Consider the following 20839-nt stretch of genomic DNA (forward strand, 5'->3'; position numbering starts at 1 on the left):
GTCAGGCGGCTCTGTGCAGCCGATTGCCGGCCGCGCCGTTCGGCTGGTCGAGCCAGAGACCGCGGGTATCATAGACGATCTTGTCGCCGCGTTCCTCGATCGGGATCGACTTGAAGAGGTCGTGATCGACGAGGACAATGAGGAGGTCGCAGCCGGCGAGCGCGCTGTCGAGGTCGATCAGCTCGGCGCCGGTGCCCGCGAATTCCATCGGCAGGCCGCGCGCATAGGGTTCGACGATCTCGATCTGCTTGCCGAAACGGCGCGCGAGCGCGGCGGCGACTTCGACCGCGGGGCTTTCGCGGAAATCGTCGATATTGGGTTTGAAGGCGAGGCCGAGGCACGCGACGCGCGCCTTCGGATACTGCGACACGAGCATTTCGGCGGCGCCGATTACATGCGCGGTCTTGGCGAGATTGACCTCGCGTGCGGTGCGGATCAGGCGGCTGTGGTCGGGCGCGCCATGGACGAGGAACCAGGGATCGACCGCGATGCAATGGCCGCCGACGCCGGGTCCCGGCTGAAGGATGTTGACGCGCGGGTGGCGGTTGGCGAGGCGGATCACCTCCCACACGTCGACGCCCATGTGCTCGGCCATCATCGACAGTTCGTTGGCGAAGGCGATGTTGACGTCGCGATAACTGTTTTCGACGAGTTTGACCATTTCGGCGGCGCGCGCCGAGGTGGTGACGCAAGCGCCGCGCACGAACTGGCGGTAGAAGGTCATCGCGCGGCGCGCGCAGCGCGGCGTGATGCCGCCGATACAGCGGTCGTTGTCGACGAGCTCGACGAGGATGCGGCCCGGCAGCACGCGCTCGGGGCAGTAGGCGACGAAGATGTCGGCGGCGCCGTTACAGGCGCCCGGCACCTTGAGATCGGGGCGCAGCTCGGCGAGCAACGCCGCGACCTTCTCGGTGGTGCCAACGGGCGAAGTCGATTCGAGGATGACGAGATTGCCCGGCTGAAGCTTGGGCGCGATCGCGCGCGCGGCCGACAGGACATGGCCGATGTCGGGGCGATGCTCCTCGTCGTGCGGCGTCGGCACCGCGATGACGAAAACGTCGGCGGGCGCGACCTCGGTCGCGGCCACTAGCGCGCCGCGCGATACGACGCCCTGGACGAGGCCGTCGAGATCGACTTCCTCGATATGCACCTTGCCATTGTTGACCGTGTCGACGACGTGCTGGCTGACATCGACGCCCGTGACCTTGTTGCCCGAGCGCGCGATCAGCGCGGCGGTGGGTAGGCCGATATAGCCGAGGCCGAGGACGGTGACCGTCTGTTCGCTATCAATGGGCACGCGCAACAATCTCCGCTATTCGTTCCGCCGCGCGGCCGTCACCGAAGGGATTATGGGCGCGGGCCATGGCGTTATAGGCGTTTTCATCGTCCAAAAGGCTGAAAATTTCCGAAACGATGCGATTTTTGTCGGTGCCGACAAGGCGCGCGGTGCCGGCCTCGATCCCCTCGGGGCGTTCGGTCGTTTCGCGCATCACGAGGACCGGTTTGCCGAGCGAGGGCGCTTCCTCCTGCACGCCGCCACTATCGGTGAGCACAAGCGTGCTCATCCCGAGCAGGCGGACGAAATGCGGATAATCGAGCGGGTCGATCAGCGCGACATTGGCAAGATTGCCGAGGATCGGTTCCATCGCGCTGCGGACGTGCGGATTGGGGTGGACCGGAAAAACGACCGCGACGTCGTCGCGCGCGGCGATTCCGGCGATCGCATCGGCGATCGCTTTCATCCCCTCGCCGAAATTCTCGCGGCGGTGCGACGTGACCGCGATGATCCGCCTGTCCGAAAAACGCGCGGCCAAGGCGTCGAGACCGGCGGCGAGCGAGGGTTCGCCACCGATCCGCGCCTTGGTCGCGAGCAGCGCGTCGATCACGGTGTTGCCGGTGACGTGGATGCGCTCCGCAGGCACGTTCTCGGCGAGCAAGGCCGCCGCGGCGGTTTCGGTTGGCGCGAAATGAAGGTCGGCGACCGCGCCCGCGACCTTGCGGTTCACCTCCTCAGGCCAGGGATGATAGATATTTCCGCTACGCAGCCCCGCCTCGACATGGCCGACGGGAATCTTGCGGAAATAGGCGGCGAGCGTCGCAGCCATCGTCGTCAGCGTGTCGCCGTGAACAAGGACGCGATCCGGTTTTTCGCGGTCGAACGTCTCGCCTAGGCCGGTGACGAGCCGGGCGAGCAGGGCGTCGAGCGACTGGTTGGGGGTCATCACGTCGAGGTCGACGTCAGCTGTTATACGCGCGATGTCCAGAACCTGATCGAGCATTTCGCGGTGCTGGGCGGTCACGCAAACGCGGACCTCGATTTCGGCCCGTTCGCGCAGCGCATGGACGACGGGAAACATCTTGATCGCTTCCGGCCGGGTGCCGAAAACCGTCATAACCTTCATGAAGTGCCTCCGGGGCCAGGGCGCGATTCTTGTGCGCACAGGCGTGAAGCGTCGCGGGTTAACAGGCAATGCTTTCGACACTCTTAAGCAATAACTTCCTCCGTCTGCCGTACTTTCGAAGGGCTGGCGCAACCCTCGGCCCTGTCCGGCGTATGTTGTCATCGCCCGGCGAGGCGATTAGGGGAGGGCGCAAGCGACGCTTGGCGGACGCTCTCTCCCTCTTGTTCGGCTCGATATTTGGCGTTGGATCGGCTCTATAGTGATGTTCTGGAAGCGTAAGACCAAGTCGGCTCCGTCGTCGGCGCGCGGAGGATTCTCGATACCCGACGGGCAGCGTGTCTATGCGATCGGCGATATTCATGGCCGCGACGACCTGTTCGCGCAGATGATCGACGCGATCCGCGCCGACAATGCGAAGCGCGATCCGGCCAAAGTTACGCTGATCCTGCTCGGCGACCTTGTCGATCGCGGCCCGGATTCGGCGGGCGTTGTCGATCGCGCCATGCGGCTGAGCGAGGACTTTCCCGACACGCGGCTGTTGATCGGCAATCATGAAGAGTGTTTTCTCGCCGCGCTGACCGGTGACATCCGGCGCGTGCGCTATTTCATGCGGATCGGAGGAGATGCGACGATTCGCAGTTACTGGCGGGACGATGCGGGTTTTGCCGAAGCGAGCTTCGAAGAGGTGGCGGCGCGCATGCCGACGCTGGTTCCGGCGGAACATGTCGATTTCCTGGGCAGCGGCGAGGATGTGATCGAGATCGGCGATTACGCTTTCGTCCATGCGGGCGTGCGGCCGGGCGTCCCGCTCGAAAAGCAGCAGCTTTCCGATTTGCGGTGGATCCGCGACGAATTTCTCGACGACCTTGGCGATCATGGAAAAATGATCGTGCATGGTCACAGCATCACGCCGGCACCCGACGAGCAGGCCAACCGCATCGGGGTCGACGTTGGCGCCTTCCAAAGCGGCACCCTGGCCGCGCTGGGTATCGAAGGGACGCGCCGCTGGTTTCTATTCGCACGCGACGGGTAACCGGAAGGTGCCGCTTGACGGCGGCCTTCGAAATCGGGACATCGTGCCCTCCTTTCTTCCGGAACCCGGAACAGAAACCCGAGTAAATGACCAGAAATTCCAGAAAATCTGCAAGATCGTCGTCGAAATCCGCAATGAGTCGACAGCCGCTTTCGGCCTGGGTGCCCGTGGCCTTTCTCGTCTTCGTCTTCCTGACCGGGGGCGGCGCGCGCAGTGACATAGCATCATTGCCCCTGCTCCGCGGCGGCGCGGTCCTTTTCGCCTTTTGGGCGGCGCTACAGATGGACGGCAGCGATTGGCGGCGGGTGCGGACGCCGCTGTTGTTGCTCGGTGCGTTGACCGCATGGATCGGTATCCAGCTGATTCCGTTGCCGCCCGCGATGTGGCAGGGGTTGCCGGGACGCGAGACGATCGCGGCGATCGATCGTCTGCTGGGGCAGCCGGACATCTGGCGCCCGATTTCGCTGACGCCCTCGCAAGGCTTCAACAGCCTTTTGGCGATGACCGTGCCGTTTGCGGCCTTGCTCGTCTACAGCCGCGGCAGCGCGGAGGATGGTTCGCGAATCCTTTTCGCCGTCGTCGGCATCGCCTGTGTCAGCGCGCTGCTGGGGCTTGTGCAGATCATGTCGGGCCCGTCGAGCGGCGCCTATCTCTACCGCATTACCAATTCGCAAGACATGGTCGGCCTCTTCGCCAACCGCAATCATCATTCCATATTTCTTGCCTCTTCCGTGATTATTGCGGCAATGTTGTTGCGCGACGAATTCATGCGCAAGCAGCGGCGCGGGCTGGTTTGTGTTTGTTTGGCGCTCGTCGGCGTCAGCCTGACCGTGATGACGGTCCTTATCGGGTCGCGAGCCGGCCTTGTGGCCGGGGTCGTCGCTTTTTCGGCCGGATATCTGATGGTGGCGTCGGCGTGGCAGTCGCACGGGTCGAGGCGAACTTCCGGCGCGCCTGCATTGTCTCCGCGCCGGGCGAAATGGCTGCTCTACGCGCCGGTTGTCGCGATGGCTCTCCTGCTGGGAGGCGGACTCTGGGCTTCGAGCCGGATGACGGCATTTTCGCGAGTGCTGGGTGCCGACGTCGCGGAGGACATGCGCGTTCAGGCCTGGTCGACCGTTCAATCGATGCTGGAGACATATTGGGTGATGGGAAGCGGTTTCGGCTCCTTCCCGGATGTGTACGAAATGTTCGAACCCGACCGGCTCCTTCAGCCTTCCTATTTCAACCACGCGCACAATGACTGGGCGGAAATCTTCATCACGGGCGGCGTGCCGGCGATGGTCATAATGATTGCGGCGATCGCCTGGATCGTGCGCGGCGCGCTGCGTCGCGGCACGCGGGGACTGCTCAAGGGGCATCGCGGCGACATCCGTCTGTCGGCGATGCTGATATTGTGTCTGATCGCGCTCGGAAGCGTCGTCGATTACCCGCTTCGTGTGCCCTCGATTCAGCTTCTGTCGATCATTCTCGTGATCCTGTTGTGCTGCTCCAAAGGTGGGCCGACGCGACAGGATTAGGGTTGCGGCACCACCGAGAGTCTCTATAGCAGCCCCAATCTCATTTGGATCGAGCCCCTTTCCCGATATGAACCGAATTCCTGCTTTTGCCCTTGTGCCTGCGCTGTTGCTTGCCGGATGCGTCAAGAATGCGCCGCCGGTCGCGAGCGTTCCGGACAGCCCGGTCACCGCACTCAAGAACTTGCCCGAACCGGAGGCGAGCGACGTCGTTCGTTCAACGCGACTGGCGTTCGTCGGACCCTTCACCGAATTGCGTGTCGAGGTGTTCGGCGTTCCGGACATGCAACGCGATATCATGACCGACGGGAAGGGTAATTTCGCGTTCCCGCTCGTTGGGTCAATCGCCGCTGCGGGCAAGACGCCCGCCGATGTTTCAGAAGAAATTCGTCAGAAATTGGCGGGCCGTTATATTCGCGATCCGCAGGTAACGGTCAATTTCAAGGCGTCGTCCAATCCGCTTTCCATTCAGTCGATGTCGGTGACCGTCGATGGTCAGGTGAATAAGGCCGGAGCCTATCCGGTCGTTGGCCGTGTCACGCTGATGCGGGCGGTGGCGCTTGCGGGCGGCACGAACGAGTTCGCCAAACTGGAAGACGTGGTTGTATTTCGCGATGTCGGCAATCAGAAATATGTCGGCATTTACAATCTGGAAGCCATCCGGCGGGGTAATTATCCGGATCCGGAAATCTTTCCGAACGACGTAGTCGTTGTCGGCGATTCCCCGGCACGGCGACGGTTCAAGGATATACTGGCGGTCGTGCCGGCGCTGTTGTCGCCTGTCATTTTGCTTGCCAGAGAATTTTGATCGGGACAGATCGGGTAATGAATCAATTGGTCAGTGATCGCCAAGCCATGGTGTCGGCAACCGATGCCGACTATGGCGTTCAGGATGAACCGTCGGGCGTGGCGATTGTCGAGCAGCTATGGACGGCTGCGCTCAGTCATCGCAACCTCGCGATTGGTGTCATCCTCGGAGCGTTGTTGCTCGGGCTTTTGGCGACGTTTCTCGCGACGCCGCAATATCGCTCAACCGCGCGATTGGAAATTCTGCCGGACGCGCCGGTCGCGACTTCGGTCGAGGGGCAGCGCGACAAGGCGCTGGTCAACGAAATCTCCTTCTACAACACGCAATATTCGCTGTTGCAGTCGGAATCGCTCGCCGAACGCGTCGTGCGAGCCGGAAATCTGCTTTCCGACAAGGATTTTCTCACGGCATTTAAGATGGAGAATGTCGACGCCTCGATGAGTAGTGCCGAAAGGCGCAATCTGAACGGCGACGCGGTAGGGATTCTACTCGACCGGCTTTCGGTTTCCCCTGTGCGCAATTCGAGCCTCGTCGATGTCGCTTTCGCGACACCGTCCCCGCGTCTCTCGGCAAAGCTTGCCAATCTGTGGGGCCAGCAGTTCCAGCAGGCGAGCATCGATCGCCGGTTTGCCGCCACCTCGGACGCGCGGAAATATCTTGAAGCGCGTCTCCAGACGTTGCGCCGGAATCTCGAATCGTCGGAACGGTCGCTGATCAATTACGGCATGAGCAAGGGGATCGTTACGATCTCGTCACAGACCGGTGCCGACGGCCGCACGCAGACGCAAACGCTGGTGGCTTCGGACATCGCGGGCATCAGTGCGGCGCTCTCCAAGGCGCGCGAAGAACGGATCGCCGCCGAAGCGCAACTCGCCAACGAGATGTCCGGCATCGCCGCGGTCAATGCGCCGACGATCGGGGCCCTACGGCAAAAGCGCGCGGAATTGCAGGCCGAATTGGCCCAGCAACGCACGATATTCGCTGACGATTATCCGGCGGTCGCGTCGCTCAGGGCGCAGATCGCCAATCTCGACCGCAGCATCGCTGCCGAAACCGCGCGCTCGTCGCAGGGCAATCGCGAGGCGTATCAGGCGTCGGTGCGCCGCGAACGCGACCTGCAGAACGAACTCGACAACCTGACCCAGCGCTACAACAAGCAGCAGCGTGAATCGATCGAAATGGCGATCCTGCAGCGCGAGGTGGATTCGAACCGCCAACTCTATGACGGGCTCCTGCAACGATATAAGGAAATCGGAGCGGCCGGAGTGGGGACCAACAATATTTCGGTCGTCGACGCGGCGAAGATTGCCGACCGGCCGTCGAGTCCGCGCCTGATCCTCAATGTCGCGCTGGCGTTGCTCGCGGGCATAGGCCTTGCCGGCGGACTAATTTTCGCGCTGGAAAAGATCGACAGCTCGGTCCGCGACCCGCAAGATGTCGGCGTGCGCTTCGGTTTGCCGCTGCTTGGGGCAATCCCCGAAGTGTCGGGGCATCCGGCCGAGCTCATCACCGACAAGAAGTCGGCGATCTACGAGGCCTATTTCTCCCTGATGACCAACCTGTCGTTCCTGACGACGCATGGCGCGCCGCGGTCGATCATGCTGACGTCGTCGCAACCGCGGGAAGGCAAGAGCAATTCCTCGCTGTGCCTCGCGACGGTGATGGCGGGTGTCGGAAAGTCGGTGATTCTGGTCGATGCCGACGTCCGCAACCCGTCGCAAAACGAGTATCTGGGTATCCCGAACAAATTGGGTCTCAGCCATTATCTGGCGGGCGATGACAACATCGACGCGATGATCGCCGAATTGCCCAAGCACGGCTTCTCGATCATCACTGCGGGGAAGGTGCCACCCAATGCGGCGGAACTGCTTGGCAGCGAGCGCCTGGATGATCTGATCGCCGAGCTGCTGAAGCGTTATGACCATGTTCTCATCGATTCGCCGCCGTTGCTGGGGCTGGCCGACGCGCCGCTGATCGCGCGCCGCGTGGAGGGGGTGCTGTTCACGATCGAAGCGAATGCGACGAAGCAGCGTCCGATCTCGAACGCGCTGATCAGGCTCCGCATGTCGGGTGCGAAGATTTTCGGCGCGATCGTCACAAAGGTTGGCGCCCGCAATCAAGCCTATGGTTATGGCTACGGTTACGGTTACGGGTTCAGCTACGGTAAGGAAGAGCAGAAGGGTTGACCTTTCCGCTCGATCTACGGACCGGTTTGGAAATGCAATGACTGTCAGGCGCGGAATCGGCTGGTTGATCGTGATCGCGGCCTCTTTGGTCGTCGGCGTGTGGAGCTATGCCGTTGCCAATGCGAAGCGGGCGCCGTCGCGGGCGCTGGTCGTCGCGGCACCGATGTCTGGCACTGCAAAGGCCAGTGTCGCTTATAATAGTTTCGCTGCGCGGAGCGCGAAGAATGCGAAAGCCGATGTAAGCCGGGAAGAAACAGAGCTGGCGAACGCTGCCTATCGGAGCGAACCCCTCTCGGCTCCCGCGCTCGGCATTTTGGCGGTGTCGATGACCAACGCCGAGCAGGCGCAGAAGCGGCAGGCGCTGCTCGACCTGGCGGGCAAAATCAATCGCCGCAATATGCTGGTCAACAACGAGTTGATCAAGGCGGCGGCGCTACGCGGCGACGATCGCACCTTTTTCACCTGGTTGTCGCGGGTCATGCTGACCGGAAACGAAGCGAAAACGACGTACGGCGCGGCAATGGCGGACGCGACGGCGAGAGAGGGCACCGTGGCGGCACTGGCCCCGATCATCGGCCCGCGCCCTAAGTGGACTGATTATTATTGGTCGCTGGTCGTCAGGCGTCCGGCCAGCCTGATCAATGCGGCCAGGCTACGGCTGGCGGTTGCCGGAGCGCCGTGGCGTCAGACCGACATAGCGGCGACAGACAAGCGGCTGTTGCAGGAACTTGTTCGCTATGGACATCTCGACGCGGGATATGAACTGGCATCGGGTCTAGGGTTACGCGATAAAAACGCGAAAGGCGCCGGCGCCAATCTCCTCCGGAATGGCAATTTCGGGTCCGTTCCCGACCTGGCTCCCTTTGATTGGCAACTGTCGTCGATAGGGAGTTTGGGGGCGTCGATCGACTCCCGCGGAAAGACGCTTCTAATATCGGCAATCGGTGGCGCACGCGCGCCGGCGGCACAGCAATTGCTTCGTCTTTCCCCCGGTAAATACGTCGTCGACTGGGAATTGTCGGCCAATGGCGAATTAAGCCGTGAAACTTTGTTCGCGCGGATTAGCTGCGCGGAGGGTGGTGCCAAATACGGAGCTCCGCGCATAGATCTTGCGGATCCATCCCATCCCAAGACTGTCACCGTCTCCGGCGCCGGTTGCAACTGGTACTGGTTTGCGATCGACGTGGAGATCCCGGATTCAGCCGCCGGCGTTGATGTCCATCTGAAACAAATATCGCTTAAACCAGCTCCAAGCGATCGTGGCGTTTCGGGCGGTTCCGACGGAGAGAATTGAATTTTCTCCGGGTGTTGCCGCGGAGCTGCTCAAGGAAGAATATCGGCGAGCTTGCGCGCTAGAGATCTGAAGTCGTGATTTTTCTCGATATATTCGCGAGCATTTGTACCCATCGTTTGTCGCACAGTCAGCGGCGTATCCAATAGTTGCCGAATTGCGTCCGCCAAGGCGGCCGGCTTGCCTGGTTGCACGGTGATCCCCCCGGATGCGTCGGCGATCGGGTTATTCGACGCGCTGCTGCAAAACAGAGTCGGCCGTCCCGACGCCATGAAGTCGAAGAGCTTATTGCTGCTGATACCATAGTTGAATACCGGCGCGTCGATCAGGTTGAACACGAACGCGTCTGCCTGCGCGGCCAAGGCAGGAATAGCATCCTTCGGTACTGGCGGTTCGAAGCTGACATTGGCGAGACCGGCCGCCGCCTCGACAAGGGAAGTCTTGGAAGGGCCGTCGCCGATCAAGCGGAGGCGGACCGGCTGATCCCCCAACAGACGCATCGCGGCTATCACGTTGTCAAGACCGTTGGCGCCACCATGGGCTCCGAAATACATTAGCATGAAGGTTTCCGCGGGAAGCGGTGGAGGAGGCGAAGGGAAGCGGTCCAGATCGATCCCGTTGGGCAGCCACGCAATTTTGTCTTCGGAAATGTCGAAGCGACGTATGTAGCGGTGGGCGTGCGGTAAGAGCGAAATGATTTTCTCTGCACCCCGGTAAAGACGCCCTTCGAGCATACGCATGGCAATCGCTGCCGGGTGATTGCGCGAGAGCGTGCCCATGTCGATCAGCGTTTCGGGCCAGAGATCCCTGACTTCGAAAAAAAAGGGAACATTAAATCGCGATGCGAGCCGGAGCCCGGCCCAAGCCGCGAGTGGATGGACGCTGGACCCGATGACTGCGTCGGGCGGCGGTAGCGGCGCGGTCGATTTGCCCAGCGCTCGCACGGCGTATGTTGCCATATTGCGCAAGCGGCCGAGGCCGTTGCCCTGATAGGCCGGGGTCGCGAGCCAAAGGAAGTCGATGCCGTCGAATGTGTCGAGGCGATGGTTTTCTCCCGCAGCTAACCGCTGCCGCCCGGTATTCAATTCGGTGCCGGCCGCAATGATAGATGCCTTCCAGCCGAATTCGCGAAGATGTTTGGCGAGATCGAAATGCCGGGTACCGCCGAAGGATCCCGGTTCCTGGGCGTAATGATTGAGTATCCAGACATTCTTCATATGAAATTTCACCGTCGCGAATAGTCGTCAAAGGGAGAGCGAGACGTGCGCGGATGCGCAGAAGGGGGTCGCGCGAGCGTTATGATGACGAGGCCGAAGCGTCAATCTTTGCTCTCCATGGGATCGACTCCACACTCCGCACCGTTCCTGTCCCGGCGCCCCCTATATATTCAGCCGCTGCGATGAACCGCCGCAGAAGCGCGAAGGTCGGTAGATCTGGGGTTGCTAGAGGATTGCAAATCGCGGCAGGCTTCCATAGGGGGACTTCTCCAATCGAAAGGTCTGATGACTCCCCCCATGCAAAAATTTATCGATGGCCTCGCGGCAAAAACCTTGCGCGTCGGCATACTGGGCCTTGGCTATGTCGGCATCCCGTTGGCTAAGCGCATATCGGCGGTCGGCTTGCACGTCCTCGGCTTCGACATCGTTCAGGAGCGGGTCGACGAGTTGAACGCCGGCACCAGTCCGATCAAGCATATCGGCAATGACGAAATCGCGGAGATGCGCGCTTCGGGGTTCGAGGCGACCACCGATTTCAGCCGTTCGGCCGAATGCGATGCGTTGATCATTTGCGTGCCGACGCCGCTCAACACCTATCGCGAGCCTGACCTCAGCTTCGTGACCTCGACGATGGACAATCTGCTGCCGCATCTGCGCAAGGGGCAGATGCTGTCGCTCGAAAGCACGACCTGGCCGGGCACGACCGAAGAAATATTGCTGCCTTACGTCGAACAGGCCGGGCTGAAGGTCGGTGAGGATTTCTATCTCGTCTATTCGCCCGAGCGCGAGGATCCCGGCAACGCCTCGTTCGATACGCAGACGATCCCCAAGGTGATCGGCGGCCACACGCCGGCCTGCCTGAAGCTAGGCACCGCGCTCTATGCGGCGTTCATCGACCGGGTGGTTCCGGTGAGCTCGACCAAGGCGGCCGAGATGGTCAAGCTGCTCGAGAATATCCACCGTTCGGTGAACATCGGCCTCGTCAACGAGATGAAGATCGTCGCCGACAAGATGGGCCTCAACATCTTCGAGGTCATCGACGCCGCGGCGACCAAGCCCTTCGGTTTCACGGCCTATTATCCGGGACCGGGGATCGGCGGGCACTGCATTCCGATCGACCCCTTCTACCTGACGTGGAAGGCGCGCGAGTTCGGGCTGCACACGCGCTTCATCGAACTGGCCGGCGAAGTGAACGCCGCGATGCCGCAATATGTCGTCGACAAGACGACCGCCGCGCTCAACGAGCATGGGAAGGCCGTGAAGGGCTCGAAAATTCTCGTGCTCGGCATCGCCTACAAACGCGACGTCGACGACATGCGCGAGAGTCCGTCGGTGCATGTGATGGAACTGCTGCGCGATATGGGCGCGGAGGTCGCCTACAGCGATTCGAACGTTCCGCGCTTCCCGAAGATGCGCGAGCATGTTTTCGACCTCTCCTCGATGCCGCTGACGGCCGAGAATATCCGCGCGCAGGATGCGGTTCTGCTGCTGACCGACCACAGCGACGTCGACTATGATCTGGTGATGCGCGAGGCCCGGCTGCTGGTCGATACACGCGGCAAGCTCGGCCTCAATCTTCCGAACGTCGTGCGCGCATGAGCCAGCCTCGTATCGCTCACGTCGGTTGCGGCTATTGGGGCAAGAATCTTGCGCGCAATTTCGCCGAGCTCGGCGCGCTCGAAGCCATTGTCGACGATCACCGCGAAACCGCCGAACGCATTTCGGAGGCGACCGGCGCGCGGATCGCGTCGCTGAACGAGGTCCTCGCCGATCCCGCGATCGACGGCATCTCCTTTGCGACCCCTGCCGAAACGCACGCCGCGCTCGCGCTGCGCGCGCTCGAAAGCGGCAAACATGTCTACGTCGAAAAGCCCGTCGCGCTTTCGCCGGGCGATGCCGAGACGCTGATCGAGGTCGCGGCGCGACACGACCGGCGGCTGATGGTCGGGCATCTGCTGCAATATCACCCGATCTTTCGCAAGATGCGCGAGATGGTGCGCTCGGGCGCGATCGGCGCGCTGAGTTACGTCTATTCGAACCGCATGTCGCTGGGCAAATTCCGGGTCGAGGAAAATGTCCTCTGGTCCTTCGCACCGCACGATGTGTCGATGATCCTGTCGCTCGTCGACGCCGATTGCACCGGGGTGACGGCGCAGGGGGCGGCGATCGTCACCCCCGGTATCGAGGATTGGGCGCTGCTCCAGTTGCGCTTCGCCAACGGGCTGAAGGGGCATATCCAGACGAGCTGGCTCCATCCCTTCAAGGAACAGCGCCTCGTCGCGATCGGCAGCGAGGGCATGCTGGTGTTCGAGGATTCGGCACCCGAATGGGACAACAAGCTGCGGCTCTATCGCCATCGCATCGACCGCGACGGCCCGGTGCCGGTTCCGCATCCGGCCGCGGCCGAGGCGATCGTCGTCGAGAAGTCGGAGCCGCTTCGCAACGAATGCCAGCATTTCCTCGACTGTATCGCGAACGGCGCCGCGCCGCTGACCGACGGGGCCGAGGGACTTGCCGTGCTGAACGTATTGCGCCGCGCCTCCGACGCGCTCGCATCCGCTTCCTAGAAAGGGATCGACCATGACGATCCATCCCAAAGCCGTCGTCCATGAAAGCGCCTTCGTGGACGACAATGTGTCGATCGGCGAAGATACGCGCATCTGGCACTTCGTCCATGTGCTGCCGCACACCACGATCGGTGCGCGTTGCTCGCTCGGCCAGAATGTGATGGCCGGGCCGCACGTCACGATCGGCGACAATTGCAAGATTCAGAACAATGTCGCGCTCTACAAGGGCGTGACGCTGGCCGACGATGTATTCTGCGGCCCTTCGTGCGTGTTCACCAACGTGCTGACGCCGCGCGCGTTCGTCGAGCGCAAGGACGAGTTTCGCGATACGCCGGTGGGGAAGGGAGCGACGATCGGCGCCAACGCCACCATCGTCTGCGGAAACCGGCTGGGCGAATATTGCATGGTCGCGGCGGGCGCGGTGGTCACGCGCGACGTGCCGCCCTTCGCGCTCGTCGCCGGAGTGCCCGCGCGGCGTATCGGCTGGGTTTCGCGCACCGGCGAACGCCTCGACGAGACGCTCGTCTGCCCGCGCACGGGCGAAGTCTATGAAGAAATCGACGGCGCGCTGCGCCTGGTTGAAGGTTGAACCATCATGACGATCGAATTTATCGACCTCAAGGCGCAGCAGGCGCGGATCAAGGACAAGCTCGACGCGCGCATCCAGGCGGTGCTGGCGGGCGGCGCCTATATCATGGGGCCCGAAGTGCGCGAACTCGAAGGCGAACTCGCGACATTTTGCGGCGCGAAGCATGCGCTGACCTGCGCCAATGGCACCGATGCGCTGCATCTGGCGCTGATGGCGCTCGGCGCCAAGGCGGGCGACGCGGTCTTCTGTCCGTCCTTCACCTTTGCGGCGACCGCGGAAATCGTACCGCACGTCGGTGCGACGCCGGTCTTCGTCGATGTCGATGCGCGGACATTCAATCTTTGCGTCGAGAGCCTGAAGCGCGCGATCGTCCATGCCAAGGAACTGGGCTTTCGCCCCGCGGGGATCATTCCGGTCGATCTGTTCGGTCTGCCCGCCGATTATGAGGCGATCGAGGCGATCGCCCGCGAAAACGGCATGTGGATCATCTCCGACAGCGCGCAGGGCTTTGGCGCGACCTACAAGGACCGCACCACCGGTAGCATCGGCGACATCGCGACCACGTCCTTTTTCCCGGCGAAACCGCTCGGCTGCTACGGCGATGGCGGCGCGGTGTTCACCAGCAACGACGAACTGGCGGCGCTGATCGGTTCGCTGCGGGTCCACGGGAAGGGCAGCGACAAATATGACAATGTCCGGATCGGCGTGAACAGCCGGCTCGATACGCTGCAAGCGGCGATCCTGCTCGAAAAGCTCGCCATCTATGCCGACGAACTCGATGCCCGGCAGACGGTGGCGGGGCGCTATTCGGCGGCGCTCGGCGAGCGATTCCAGGTTCCCTACATTCCCAACGAGACGCGGTCGGTCTGGGCGCAATATACGCTGCGAGCTGCCTCCACCGAGGAACGCGACGCCGCGATGGCGGCACTGAAGGCCGAACATATCCCGAGCGTCGTCTATTATCCGCTGCCGCTGCACCAGCAGCAGGCCTATAAGGATTATCCCGCCGACCCACAGGGGTTGTCAACATGCGCCGAGCTTGCGAAAACGGTGTTCAGCCTGCCTATGCACCCCTATCTTTCGGAGCAGGATCAGGATCGGATCATCGACGTGCTGTTGCGCGTTTGAAACCTTGCCTGCCCGCGGGTAGGGAAAGCGTCGTCGCGAACCTCCTGAAAGATCGAGCAGATGGCGGAATGACATGCGAGGGTGGCTGAAGCGGGACTTCGTCAAAAACGTGTTGACGCTCATGACGGGCACGGCTGTCGCCCAAGTCATCCCGCTCGCGATCAGTCCGATACTGACGCGCCTTTACACGCCCGCCGAGTTTGGCGTTCTTGCGATTTTCATGTCGATTGCCGCCGTGCTCAGTTCGATATCGAGCGGCCGGTATGAATTGGCGATCATGATTTCCGACAGCGAGGAGGAGGCCATAAACCTCGCGGCCGTGGGAACGGTTATCGCGCTCATTCTCTCGACTATAGTCTTTCTTGTCGTATTGATTTTTCGGGGAGCTTTAGCCACTTCGCTGGGCGTACCTGCCATTGCGCCTTGGCTGTTCCTGATGCCCGCGATAGTGCTTTTTTCTGGTATAAACAATGTACTAACTTATGCCAACAATAGGCAGAAGAATTATCGCGTAATGGCGGAAACCCGAGTGATCAAGTCGATCATTCTGGCCTCTGTGCAATTAACTGCGGGATTCATGCGGGCTGGATCTATTGGATTGATCTCTGGTTATGCGTCATCAGTAATATTGGCTAATATGCGCTTGATGAAGGCATCTGTGAAGGGATATGATTTGCGATCGATCATAGATGCTCGCATCATGAAATCACTGTCAATACGATATCGCGCGTTTCCTACATACTCCATGCCAGCCATATTTGCTAATACGTTGTCTCAGAATTATCTTAGCATCATGATAGCATCAATTTACGGTGTGCAAGCACTAGGATATTATGCTTTGGTACAGAGAGTGCTTGGTGCTCCTTCTTCTCTTATCGGAGGAAGCATAAGTCAGGTATTTTTTCAATCAGCGGCGGAAGAAAAGAAGAGGACGGGGTTGGCTGTAACGGCATTCAATAAGGTGCTCCGGACACTTACTCTATTTTCCATACCGATCTTCCTGTGCGTGTTCTTCCTCTCCGATAAGCTATTTTTCTATGTTTTCGGGGCTTCGTGGAAGGTGTCTGGAGAGCTTTCCGCAATTTTGGCGCCTTTATTTGCTATCCAGTTCATTGTAGCAGCGCTAACAACAATTAACAGCGTGTTCGAGAAGCAAAAAATATCTCTAGCTTGGCAAGTTTTTTTGCTTTCTACAACTGTATTTTCTCTTCATTTTTCAAAAACCCTCGGGATGAACCTAAGTCAATTCATTCTTATGTATTCAATATTAATATCTATGTGCTATATAATTCTTTTGTACGCTCTGTATTTAGTTTCTAGAGGGAAGTTATAAATATGGAGATGGTAAGTGAAAAAAAAATTAAATCAAATAGACACGCCGCTGTGGTATTTGGTGGATATGTTAACGGCTATTCCATAATAAGAGAGCTCAGCGATGGTGGCGTTGATTCAATATTTCTGATTGATAACCGGAGAAGCATAGGAAGCTTCAGCAATAGGATAAGTAAGTTTATTAAAGTTGAAAAAGATAGTGAGAGATATATTGAGATTTTAGAGAGAATTTCGAAAGATTATGAATTTCTTGTTATATTTCCTACAGCTGACGATCATATCGAGATACTCAGTGGTATAGAGAGTAAAATATCTGAATTCAGCTTTTTGCCGTTCAATGAAAGAACATCAAAAAAATACCTCGATAAGATCGCACAATATGCTGCTTGCGAAAAAGCGGATGTGCCTTTTCCAAAGACATTTGAGATAAGTCAGAAACATGATCTAAAATTATTAGAAAGCATGGCCTATCCCGTGATCGTTAAGCCCCGTTCCAGGGAGGATCTAGGAAAGGATGTATTTCGTAATCTGGTATTGAATTCTGATTCTGACCTATCGAAAAACAAGGCCGTTCTCGAGGACATATTGCTTCGCGGCATCAAGCTCATGGCCTCGGAAATCGTCCCAGGGGAAGATGACACAATCTACGCTTATACAGCTTACCGCTCCAGAGATGGCGTGTTGCTCAACGAGTGGGCGGGGCGCAAGCTTAGCCAATATCCACAGCATTTCGGCGTGTTTTCAAGTGCTAGCAATGAGGCTCCGCCAGAGGTCGTCGCTCTTGGGCGCAAGTTGATAGAAGCTATGGACGTGATCGGTATTGTTGAGCCGGAATTCAAATATGATAGCCGGGATGGGCAATATAAGCTGATGGAAGTCAATCTGAGAAGCATGATGTGGCATCGCCTGGGGAATCTCTGTGGCGTTCGGTTGCAGCTTTCCCAGTGGAAAGATGCGCTGGGACTTAATGTTGATCGGGATCACCAGGAAACGGAAAAGAAAATCCATCTTGTTTATATGAAGCATGAAATTCTCAATCTTCTCTCGGATCGTAAATATTTTCCGACATTCTGGCGTAACCTCAGAGGAGCGCAGGAGCGGCATTTTGCTATCTTTAACTGGAAAGACCCAATGCCGGCCATATGTGACATTCCTTATCTCATGCTTGCAGCGGTCCGGTTATGTTTAAGGCGCTGAAAGGTTCGGCGGTCCAATTTTTCCGTCGAGCGTGTCTGCGGCGCCAAGGCGTCATCGTGCGTGGCGGTGCCGTTGTTTCGCGGGTGCGTTTCCTGGGTACTGCCCTTATCGAGCCGCATAGCCGGCTGATCGGTGATCCTCTCATCACATGCGGCAATGATTTTTACGCCAATGCGGGATGCCATTTCTTGGGCGAAATTACGTTCGGCGATCATGTCATGATCGGACCGCAAACCGTTATCTGGGGGCGCGATCATGGGCTGGAAATGGGCGTGCCGATGAAGGCGCAGGCGCATCGGAAGGCGCCCATCCATATCGGCAACGATGTCTGGATTGGCGCCAATGTCACCATCCTGAAAGGCGTTCGTATCGGCTCGGGAGCGGTTGTCGGTGCTGGATCCGTCGTGACACGGGATGTGCCGGATTTTGCGATCGTGGTAGGGAACCCCGCCCGGATCATACGCTCTCGCAACGATGTTGACGCGGATTGGACGGACGTATGATGATCGCGCGCTTTGGCTGCCACCGTCGCGCAGGCACCCGTCATCCGGGCCCGACAGCGCCCCGGGAACGGTGAATCCAGCATAAGGATTTTCAGGCGTTGCCCTCAATGAATGCCGCGGATTGTGCCGGGCGGGGAAATCCGCTTTACCCTTGAAGTGTGGCAAGTTGGCCGACACGAATCTTGCCCCGCCGCGCGGCGACCTTGCTATGAGACTTGCGAAAACCGATGACCTTGCTGTTGACCCTCCCTTCGTCCCGGTCCACTCCGTTAAAGTGGATCGCGGACATCGTGCTCGGCGAGTGGCTAGGTCTTCCCTTCGATCTTGTCGAGGGCGCTGAGAATGCGGTGGTGCTGGAGCGGGGAGGGCGCCGGTTGGTTCTCGCGTCGCAGTTCCCCGATCTCGCCGCCGTGCGGTCGACTTGGGATGCGCAGCTTCCGATGCTCCCGCTTGCGGAATTGGATACCCGAGAGGCATGGGCCGAAGCCGATCTGGAAGGGCCGCTGCCGGTGCTGTCCGGTCTGCCCCGGATCGAAGAATCCGAAAACGAAATCCACTGCGGTATCGATATGTTCGGTGCGATCTTTCTGATGCTGTCGCGGTTCGAGGAAGTCGCGCTTCCCGATCGCGATGCGCACGATCGCTTTCCGGCAACGGCTTCGCTCGCCTGGAAGGGCGGCTTTCTCTATCGTCCGGTCGTCGATGAATATGTCGTACTGCTAGGGGCGATGATCCGTCGGCTATGGCCGGATGTCGCTCATCCGCGGCGCGAGGGCCGCATCCGCGTGAGCTGCGATGTCGACCAGCCCTTCGACCGCGTGGGACGGAGCGCCGGCGCGCTAGTGCGCTCGCTCGCCGGCGATCTCGTCCGCCGCCGCGACCCTCGCCTCGCGCTGCGCCGGGTACGAAATTTCGTGGAGCACCGTCGCGGCGATCTGCGCTTCGATCCCTACTACACTTTCGATTGGTACATGGACGCGTGCGAAGCCGCCGGTCATTCGGCCGCCTTCTATTTCATTCCCGATCATTCGGCGGGCGAGATCGATGGCAGCTATGATTTGTTCGAGCCCCGGACGCTCGCGCTGATCCGCGCGGTCGGCGCGCGCGCGCACGAGGTCGGCGTCCACGGCAGTTACAATACGTACCGCGACGCCGGGCAGATCGCCCATGAACGTCAGCGCATGAGGGATGCGTGCGCGCAGGCAGGGGTTGCGCAGGCAGTCTGCGGCAACCGACAGCATTATCTTCGCTGGGACGCGAATGAGACGCCGGACTGGCTCGATGCGGCGGGATATGACTATGACACGACCGGATGCTTTGCCGACCGCCCGGGTTTCCGCTATGGGACTGCGCGTTCGTTCCCGATGTGGAGTTGGCAGCGCCTGTCGCCGCTACGGTTGCGGCAACGTCCCTTAATACTCATGGAGGGGTCGGTGCTCGCAGATGCCTATTTGGGTCTAGGGCATTCATCGGCGGCGATGGACCTGATGCAGCAGCTGAAATCCCGCGCGCTGAAGCACGGGGGCGACTTCACCTTGTTGTGGCACAATTCCTATCTGCTTACGAAGGCGGATCGTGCCTTCTTCCAGGAAATTATTCGGAAAGATCGTTAAAATGTCGTTGTCATCTGTCGATACCGCCAGTCTTGCGATGCCCTATCGACGAAGGGACCGGATGGCCGCTCCTAAAATGAACGGCGCTTTCGGCGGTGAGGACGCGCATCAGGACCGCAAGGGCTGGATGATATTTCTCTATATCCTGCTATTTGGCCTCTATATCGCATCCTATCGATATTATCTCGCGCCCTATTGGGGGTATATGGGGTTTGTCGATGCGTTCAATCCATATAAGCTGATGACCTCGCTTGCGGTCATAGCTTCATTCGCCTGGTTCACGCCGCGGACGTTCAGCGTGCGGGCTTTCTTCCTGAACTTATCGCTGACGGTCTATCTGCTACCGTCGCTGGCGATCTACACTTATGCGGACAGGCCGACATCGGCCCTGTTGATCATAACGCTCGCCTTTGCAGTGGTTTATGCGACGAGCGCAATTTCGATACCGCGCTTCTCCTTGGCTACGGTTCCGGCAAAGCCTTTGATGTGGCTCCTGGCTGCCCTGACGGTATGGTTGCTGGTATTTTCCTACGTTTTTGGCGGTTTCCAAAACTTCAACCTAGACATAACGCGCGTTTACGAGTTTCGCCGCGAGGCAGCAGAAGATCTTCCGGGGGTTTTTGGCTATTTGATATCGGTGTTTTCCAAAGTGATCATACCTGTTGGGGTGATTTTGTCCCTGCGCTATAGGATTTACATATTTACCGGAATATTCTTTTTTATGACTGTGATGCTATTCGGGTTCACTAGCCATAAATCTATATTATTTGGACCATTCGTTGTAACTGGACTTTATATATTTCTTTCTAGATATAATAGATATTCAGTTATTCTGTATGTATTGATAATAATGCTAACATTTGGTGTAATAGGGGAAATATATTTGGGGGCGACCGGAAGCGGTGGGGGGCTGGGATGGTATAATACCTTGCTTATTCGTCGCGTCCTTATGGTTCCTTCTCTTCTGGATTATTACTATCTAGAGTTTTTTTCTGGAAGTCCAAAATATTATTGGTCTTCTTCATTTATTACATTTGGACTTGTTCCGGACTATTACGGAATTCCTGCTCCTAAAATTATCGGTGAAGTGTATTTCTTCGACGCCGACATGAGCGCCAATACCGGCTTTATCGGAAGCGGGTTTTCGCAGGCGGGTCTCGTGGGCGTGATCGCCTATGCGCTCGGTGTCGGAACCATCTTCGCTATTTTCCAATCCTACGGGCGATATCTGGGGCCGTCATTCGTTGCCCCCGCGATGATGGGGCAGGTGCTAACCATGGTGAGGTCCTCGGATTTCCTGACGACTTTCCTGACGCACGGTCTGCTGGTTTCCCTGGTGCTGCTCGTCATCATCAGCTCCCCCGAAGAGTCCGGAAAGAAAGTCCAGGCGCAGTCCTCCGGAAGCCAGCCATTGCCGGATAGTGCGTGATGCAGACCATTGTAGACCGGTATCGGC

At 59.2% G+C, this 20839-nt stretch carries 17 protein-coding genes; 14 read left to right on the top strand and 3 right to left on the bottom strand.

Annotated features, from left to right (window positions below; genetic code table 11):
- Position 1: 1 nt before the first annotated feature.
- Together wecC and wecB are read right to left on the bottom strand one after the other, a co-directional pair.
- Positions 2 to 1297 carry a UDP-N-acetyl-D-mannosamine dehydrogenase gene (wecC, locus tag QZL87_RS07970; protein WP_295326113.1) on the bottom strand — a complete coding sequence of 432 codons (1296 nt, stop codon included), beginning with the start codon at positions 1295 to 1297 and terminating at the stop codon, positions 2 to 4.
- A complete protein-coding gene (wecB, locus tag QZL87_RS07975) occupies positions 1287 to 2402 on the bottom strand; it encodes a UDP-N-acetylglucosamine 2-epimerase (non-hydrolyzing) (protein WP_295326789.1) in 1116 nt (371 codons plus the stop codon). The genes wecC and wecB overlap by 11 nt, the downstream gene beginning before the upstream one ends.
- Positions 2403 to 2664: 262 nt before the next feature.
- On the opposite strand from wecB, the gene QZL87_RS07980 reads away from it, so the two are divergent.
- From QZL87_RS07980 to QZL87_RS08000, 5 genes are all read left to right on the top strand, one after another.
- Positions 2665 to 3435 carry a metallophosphoesterase family protein gene (locus tag QZL87_RS07980; RefSeq protein WP_295326115.1) on the top strand — a complete coding sequence of 257 codons (771 nt, stop codon included), beginning with the start codon at positions 2665 to 2667 and terminating at the stop codon, positions 3433 to 3435.
- A gap of 134 nt (positions 3436 to 3569) precedes the next feature.
- Positions 3570 to 4955 carry an O-antigen ligase family protein gene (locus QZL87_RS07985; RefSeq protein ID WP_295326117.1) on the top strand — a complete coding sequence of 462 codons (1386 nt, stop codon included), beginning with the start codon at positions 3570 to 3572 and terminating at the stop codon, positions 4953 to 4955.
- A gap of 67 nt (positions 4956 to 5022) precedes the next feature.
- The gene (locus QZL87_RS07990; RefSeq protein ID WP_295326119.1) at positions 5023 to 5760 is read left to right on the top strand and encodes a polysaccharide biosynthesis/export family protein; all 738 of its coding nucleotides are present in this window, start codon (positions 5023 to 5025) and stop codon (positions 5758 to 5760) included.
- A gap of 47 nt (positions 5761 to 5807) precedes the next feature.
- Complete coding sequence (locus QZL87_RS07995; RefSeq protein ID WP_295326121.1) at positions 5808 to 7946, top strand: polysaccharide biosynthesis tyrosine autokinase; 2139 nt, start codon at positions 5808 to 5810, stop codon at positions 7944 to 7946.
- A gap of 37 nt (positions 7947 to 7983) precedes the next feature.
- Entirely contained in the window at positions 7984 to 9240 is a 1257-nt protein-coding gene (locus tag QZL87_RS08000) for a hypothetical protein (RefSeq protein ID WP_295326123.1), read from the top strand.
- 29 nt (positions 9241 to 9269) lie between these two features.
- On the opposite strand, the gene QZL87_RS08005 is transcribed toward QZL87_RS08000, so the two are convergent.
- Positions 9270 to 10454: a glycosyltransferase family 4 protein gene (locus QZL87_RS08005; RefSeq protein ID WP_295326125.1), complete on the bottom strand. Its 1185-nt coding sequence runs from the start codon at positions 10452 to 10454 to the stop codon at positions 9270 to 9272.
- Between the two features lie 297 nt (positions 10455 to 10751).
- Here QZL87_RS08005 and QZL87_RS08010 point away from each other — a divergent pair, with 297 nt between their 5' ends.
- The 9 genes from QZL87_RS08010 (at position 10752) to QZL87_RS08050 (ending at position 20812) form a co-directional block, all read left to right on the top strand.
- On the top strand, positions 10752 to 12053 hold the full coding sequence (locus QZL87_RS08010) for a nucleotide sugar dehydrogenase (protein WP_295326127.1): 1302 nt from the start codon (positions 10752 to 10754) through the stop codon (positions 12051 to 12053).
- Positions 12050 to 13021, top strand: a complete 972-nt coding sequence (locus tag QZL87_RS08015; protein ID WP_295326129.1) for a Gfo/Idh/MocA family oxidoreductase — start codon at positions 12050 to 12052, stop codon at positions 13019 to 13021. Before QZL87_RS08010 ends, QZL87_RS08015 begins: the two co-directional genes overlap by 4 nt.
- 13 nt (positions 13022 to 13034) lie before the next feature.
- Positions 13035 to 13610 carry an acyltransferase gene (locus QZL87_RS08020; protein ID WP_295326131.1) on the top strand — a complete coding sequence of 192 codons (576 nt, stop codon included), beginning with the start codon at positions 13035 to 13037 and terminating at the stop codon, positions 13608 to 13610.
- A 6-nt stretch (positions 13611 to 13616) separates the two neighbouring features.
- Positions 13617 to 14738, top strand: a complete 1122-nt coding sequence (locus QZL87_RS08025) for a DegT/DnrJ/EryC1/StrS family aminotransferase (RefSeq protein WP_295326133.1) — start codon at positions 13617 to 13619, stop codon at positions 14736 to 14738.
- A gap of 109 nt (positions 14739 to 14847) precedes the next feature.
- Positions 14848 to 16071 (top strand): oligosaccharide flippase family protein, encoded by a 1224-nt coding sequence (locus QZL87_RS08030; RefSeq protein ID WP_295326135.1) that lies wholly within the window; start codon positions 14848 to 14850, stop codon positions 16069 to 16071.
- A 2-nt stretch (positions 16072 to 16073) separates the two neighbouring features.
- Positions 16074 to 17267 carry a hypothetical protein gene (locus QZL87_RS08035; protein ID WP_295326137.1) on the top strand — a complete coding sequence of 398 codons (1194 nt, stop codon included), beginning with the start codon at positions 16074 to 16076 and terminating at the stop codon, positions 17265 to 17267.
- Complete coding sequence (locus QZL87_RS08040; RefSeq protein WP_295326140.1) at positions 17252 to 17770, top strand: DapH/DapD/GlmU-related protein; 519 nt, start codon at positions 17252 to 17254, stop codon at positions 17768 to 17770. Before QZL87_RS08035 ends, QZL87_RS08040 begins: the two co-directional genes overlap by 16 nt.
- Positions 17771 to 17997: 227 nt before the next feature.
- Positions 17998 to 19383, top strand: coding sequence for a polysaccharide deacetylase family protein (locus QZL87_RS08045; protein ID WP_295326142.1), 1386 nt, complete (start codon positions 17998 to 18000; stop codon positions 19381 to 19383).
- A gap of 1 nt (position 19384) precedes the next feature.
- Positions 19385 to 20812 carry a hypothetical protein gene (locus tag QZL87_RS08050; RefSeq protein ID WP_295326144.1) on the top strand — a complete coding sequence of 476 codons (1428 nt, stop codon included), beginning with the start codon at positions 19385 to 19387 and terminating at the stop codon, positions 20810 to 20812.
- Positions 20813 to 20839 lie beyond the last annotated feature (27 nt).

This window comes from uncultured Sphingopyxis sp., from assembly GCF_900078365.1.
Lineage (GTDB): Bacteria > Pseudomonadota > Alphaproteobacteria > Sphingomonadales > Sphingomonadaceae > Sphingopyxis.

Coding starts and splice junctions, on each gene's coding strand:
- QZL87_RS08015 (WP_295326129.1), top strand. CDS start 12,050: ATGAGCCAGCCTCGTATCGCTCACGTCGGTTGCGGCTATTGGGGCAAG.
- QZL87_RS08025 (WP_295326133.1), top strand. CDS start 13,617: ATGACGATCGAATTTATCGACCTCAAGGCGCAGCAGGCGCGGATCAAG.
- QZL87_RS08050 (WP_295326144.1), top strand. CDS start 19,385: ATGTCGTTGTCATCTGTCGATACCGCCAGTCTTGCGATGCCCTATCGA.
- QZL87_RS07995 (WP_295326121.1), top strand. CDS start 5,808: ATGGTGTCGGCAACCGATGCCGACTATGGCGTTCAGGATGAACCGTCG.
- QZL87_RS08005 (WP_295326125.1), bottom strand. CDS start 10,454: ATGAAGAATGTCTGGATACTCAATCATTACGCCCAGGAACCGGGATCC.
- QZL87_RS08035 (WP_295326137.1), top strand. CDS start 16,074: ATGGAGATGGTAAGTGAAAAAAAAATTAAATCAAATAGACACGCCGCT.
- QZL87_RS08000 (WP_295326123.1), top strand. CDS start 7,984: ATGACTGTCAGGCGCGGAATCGGCTGGTTGATCGTGATCGCGGCCTCT.
- QZL87_RS08040 (WP_295326140.1), top strand. CDS start 17,252: ATGTTTAAGGCGCTGAAAGGTTCGGCGGTCCAATTTTTCCGTCGAGCG.
- QZL87_RS08045 (WP_295326142.1), top strand. CDS start 17,998: ATGACCTTGCTGTTGACCCTCCCTTCGTCCCGGTCCACTCCGTTAAAG.
- QZL87_RS07985 (WP_295326117.1), top strand. CDS start 3,570: ATGAGTCGACAGCCGCTTTCGGCCTGGGTGCCCGTGGCCTTTCTCGTC.
- QZL87_RS08020 (WP_295326131.1), top strand. CDS start 13,035: ATGACGATCCATCCCAAAGCCGTCGTCCATGAAAGCGCCTTCGTGGAC.
- wecB (WP_295326789.1), bottom strand. CDS start 2,402: ATGAAGGTTATGACGGTTTTCGGCACCCGGCCGGAAGCGATCAAGATG.
- QZL87_RS08010 (WP_295326127.1), top strand. CDS start 10,752: ATGCAAAAATTTATCGATGGCCTCGCGGCAAAAACCTTGCGCGTCGGC.
- QZL87_RS07990 (WP_295326119.1), top strand. CDS start 5,023: ATGAACCGAATTCCTGCTTTTGCCCTTGTGCCTGCGCTGTTGCTTGCC.
- QZL87_RS07980 (WP_295326115.1), top strand. CDS start 2,665: ATGTTCTGGAAGCGTAAGACCAAGTCGGCTCCGTCGTCGGCGCGCGGA.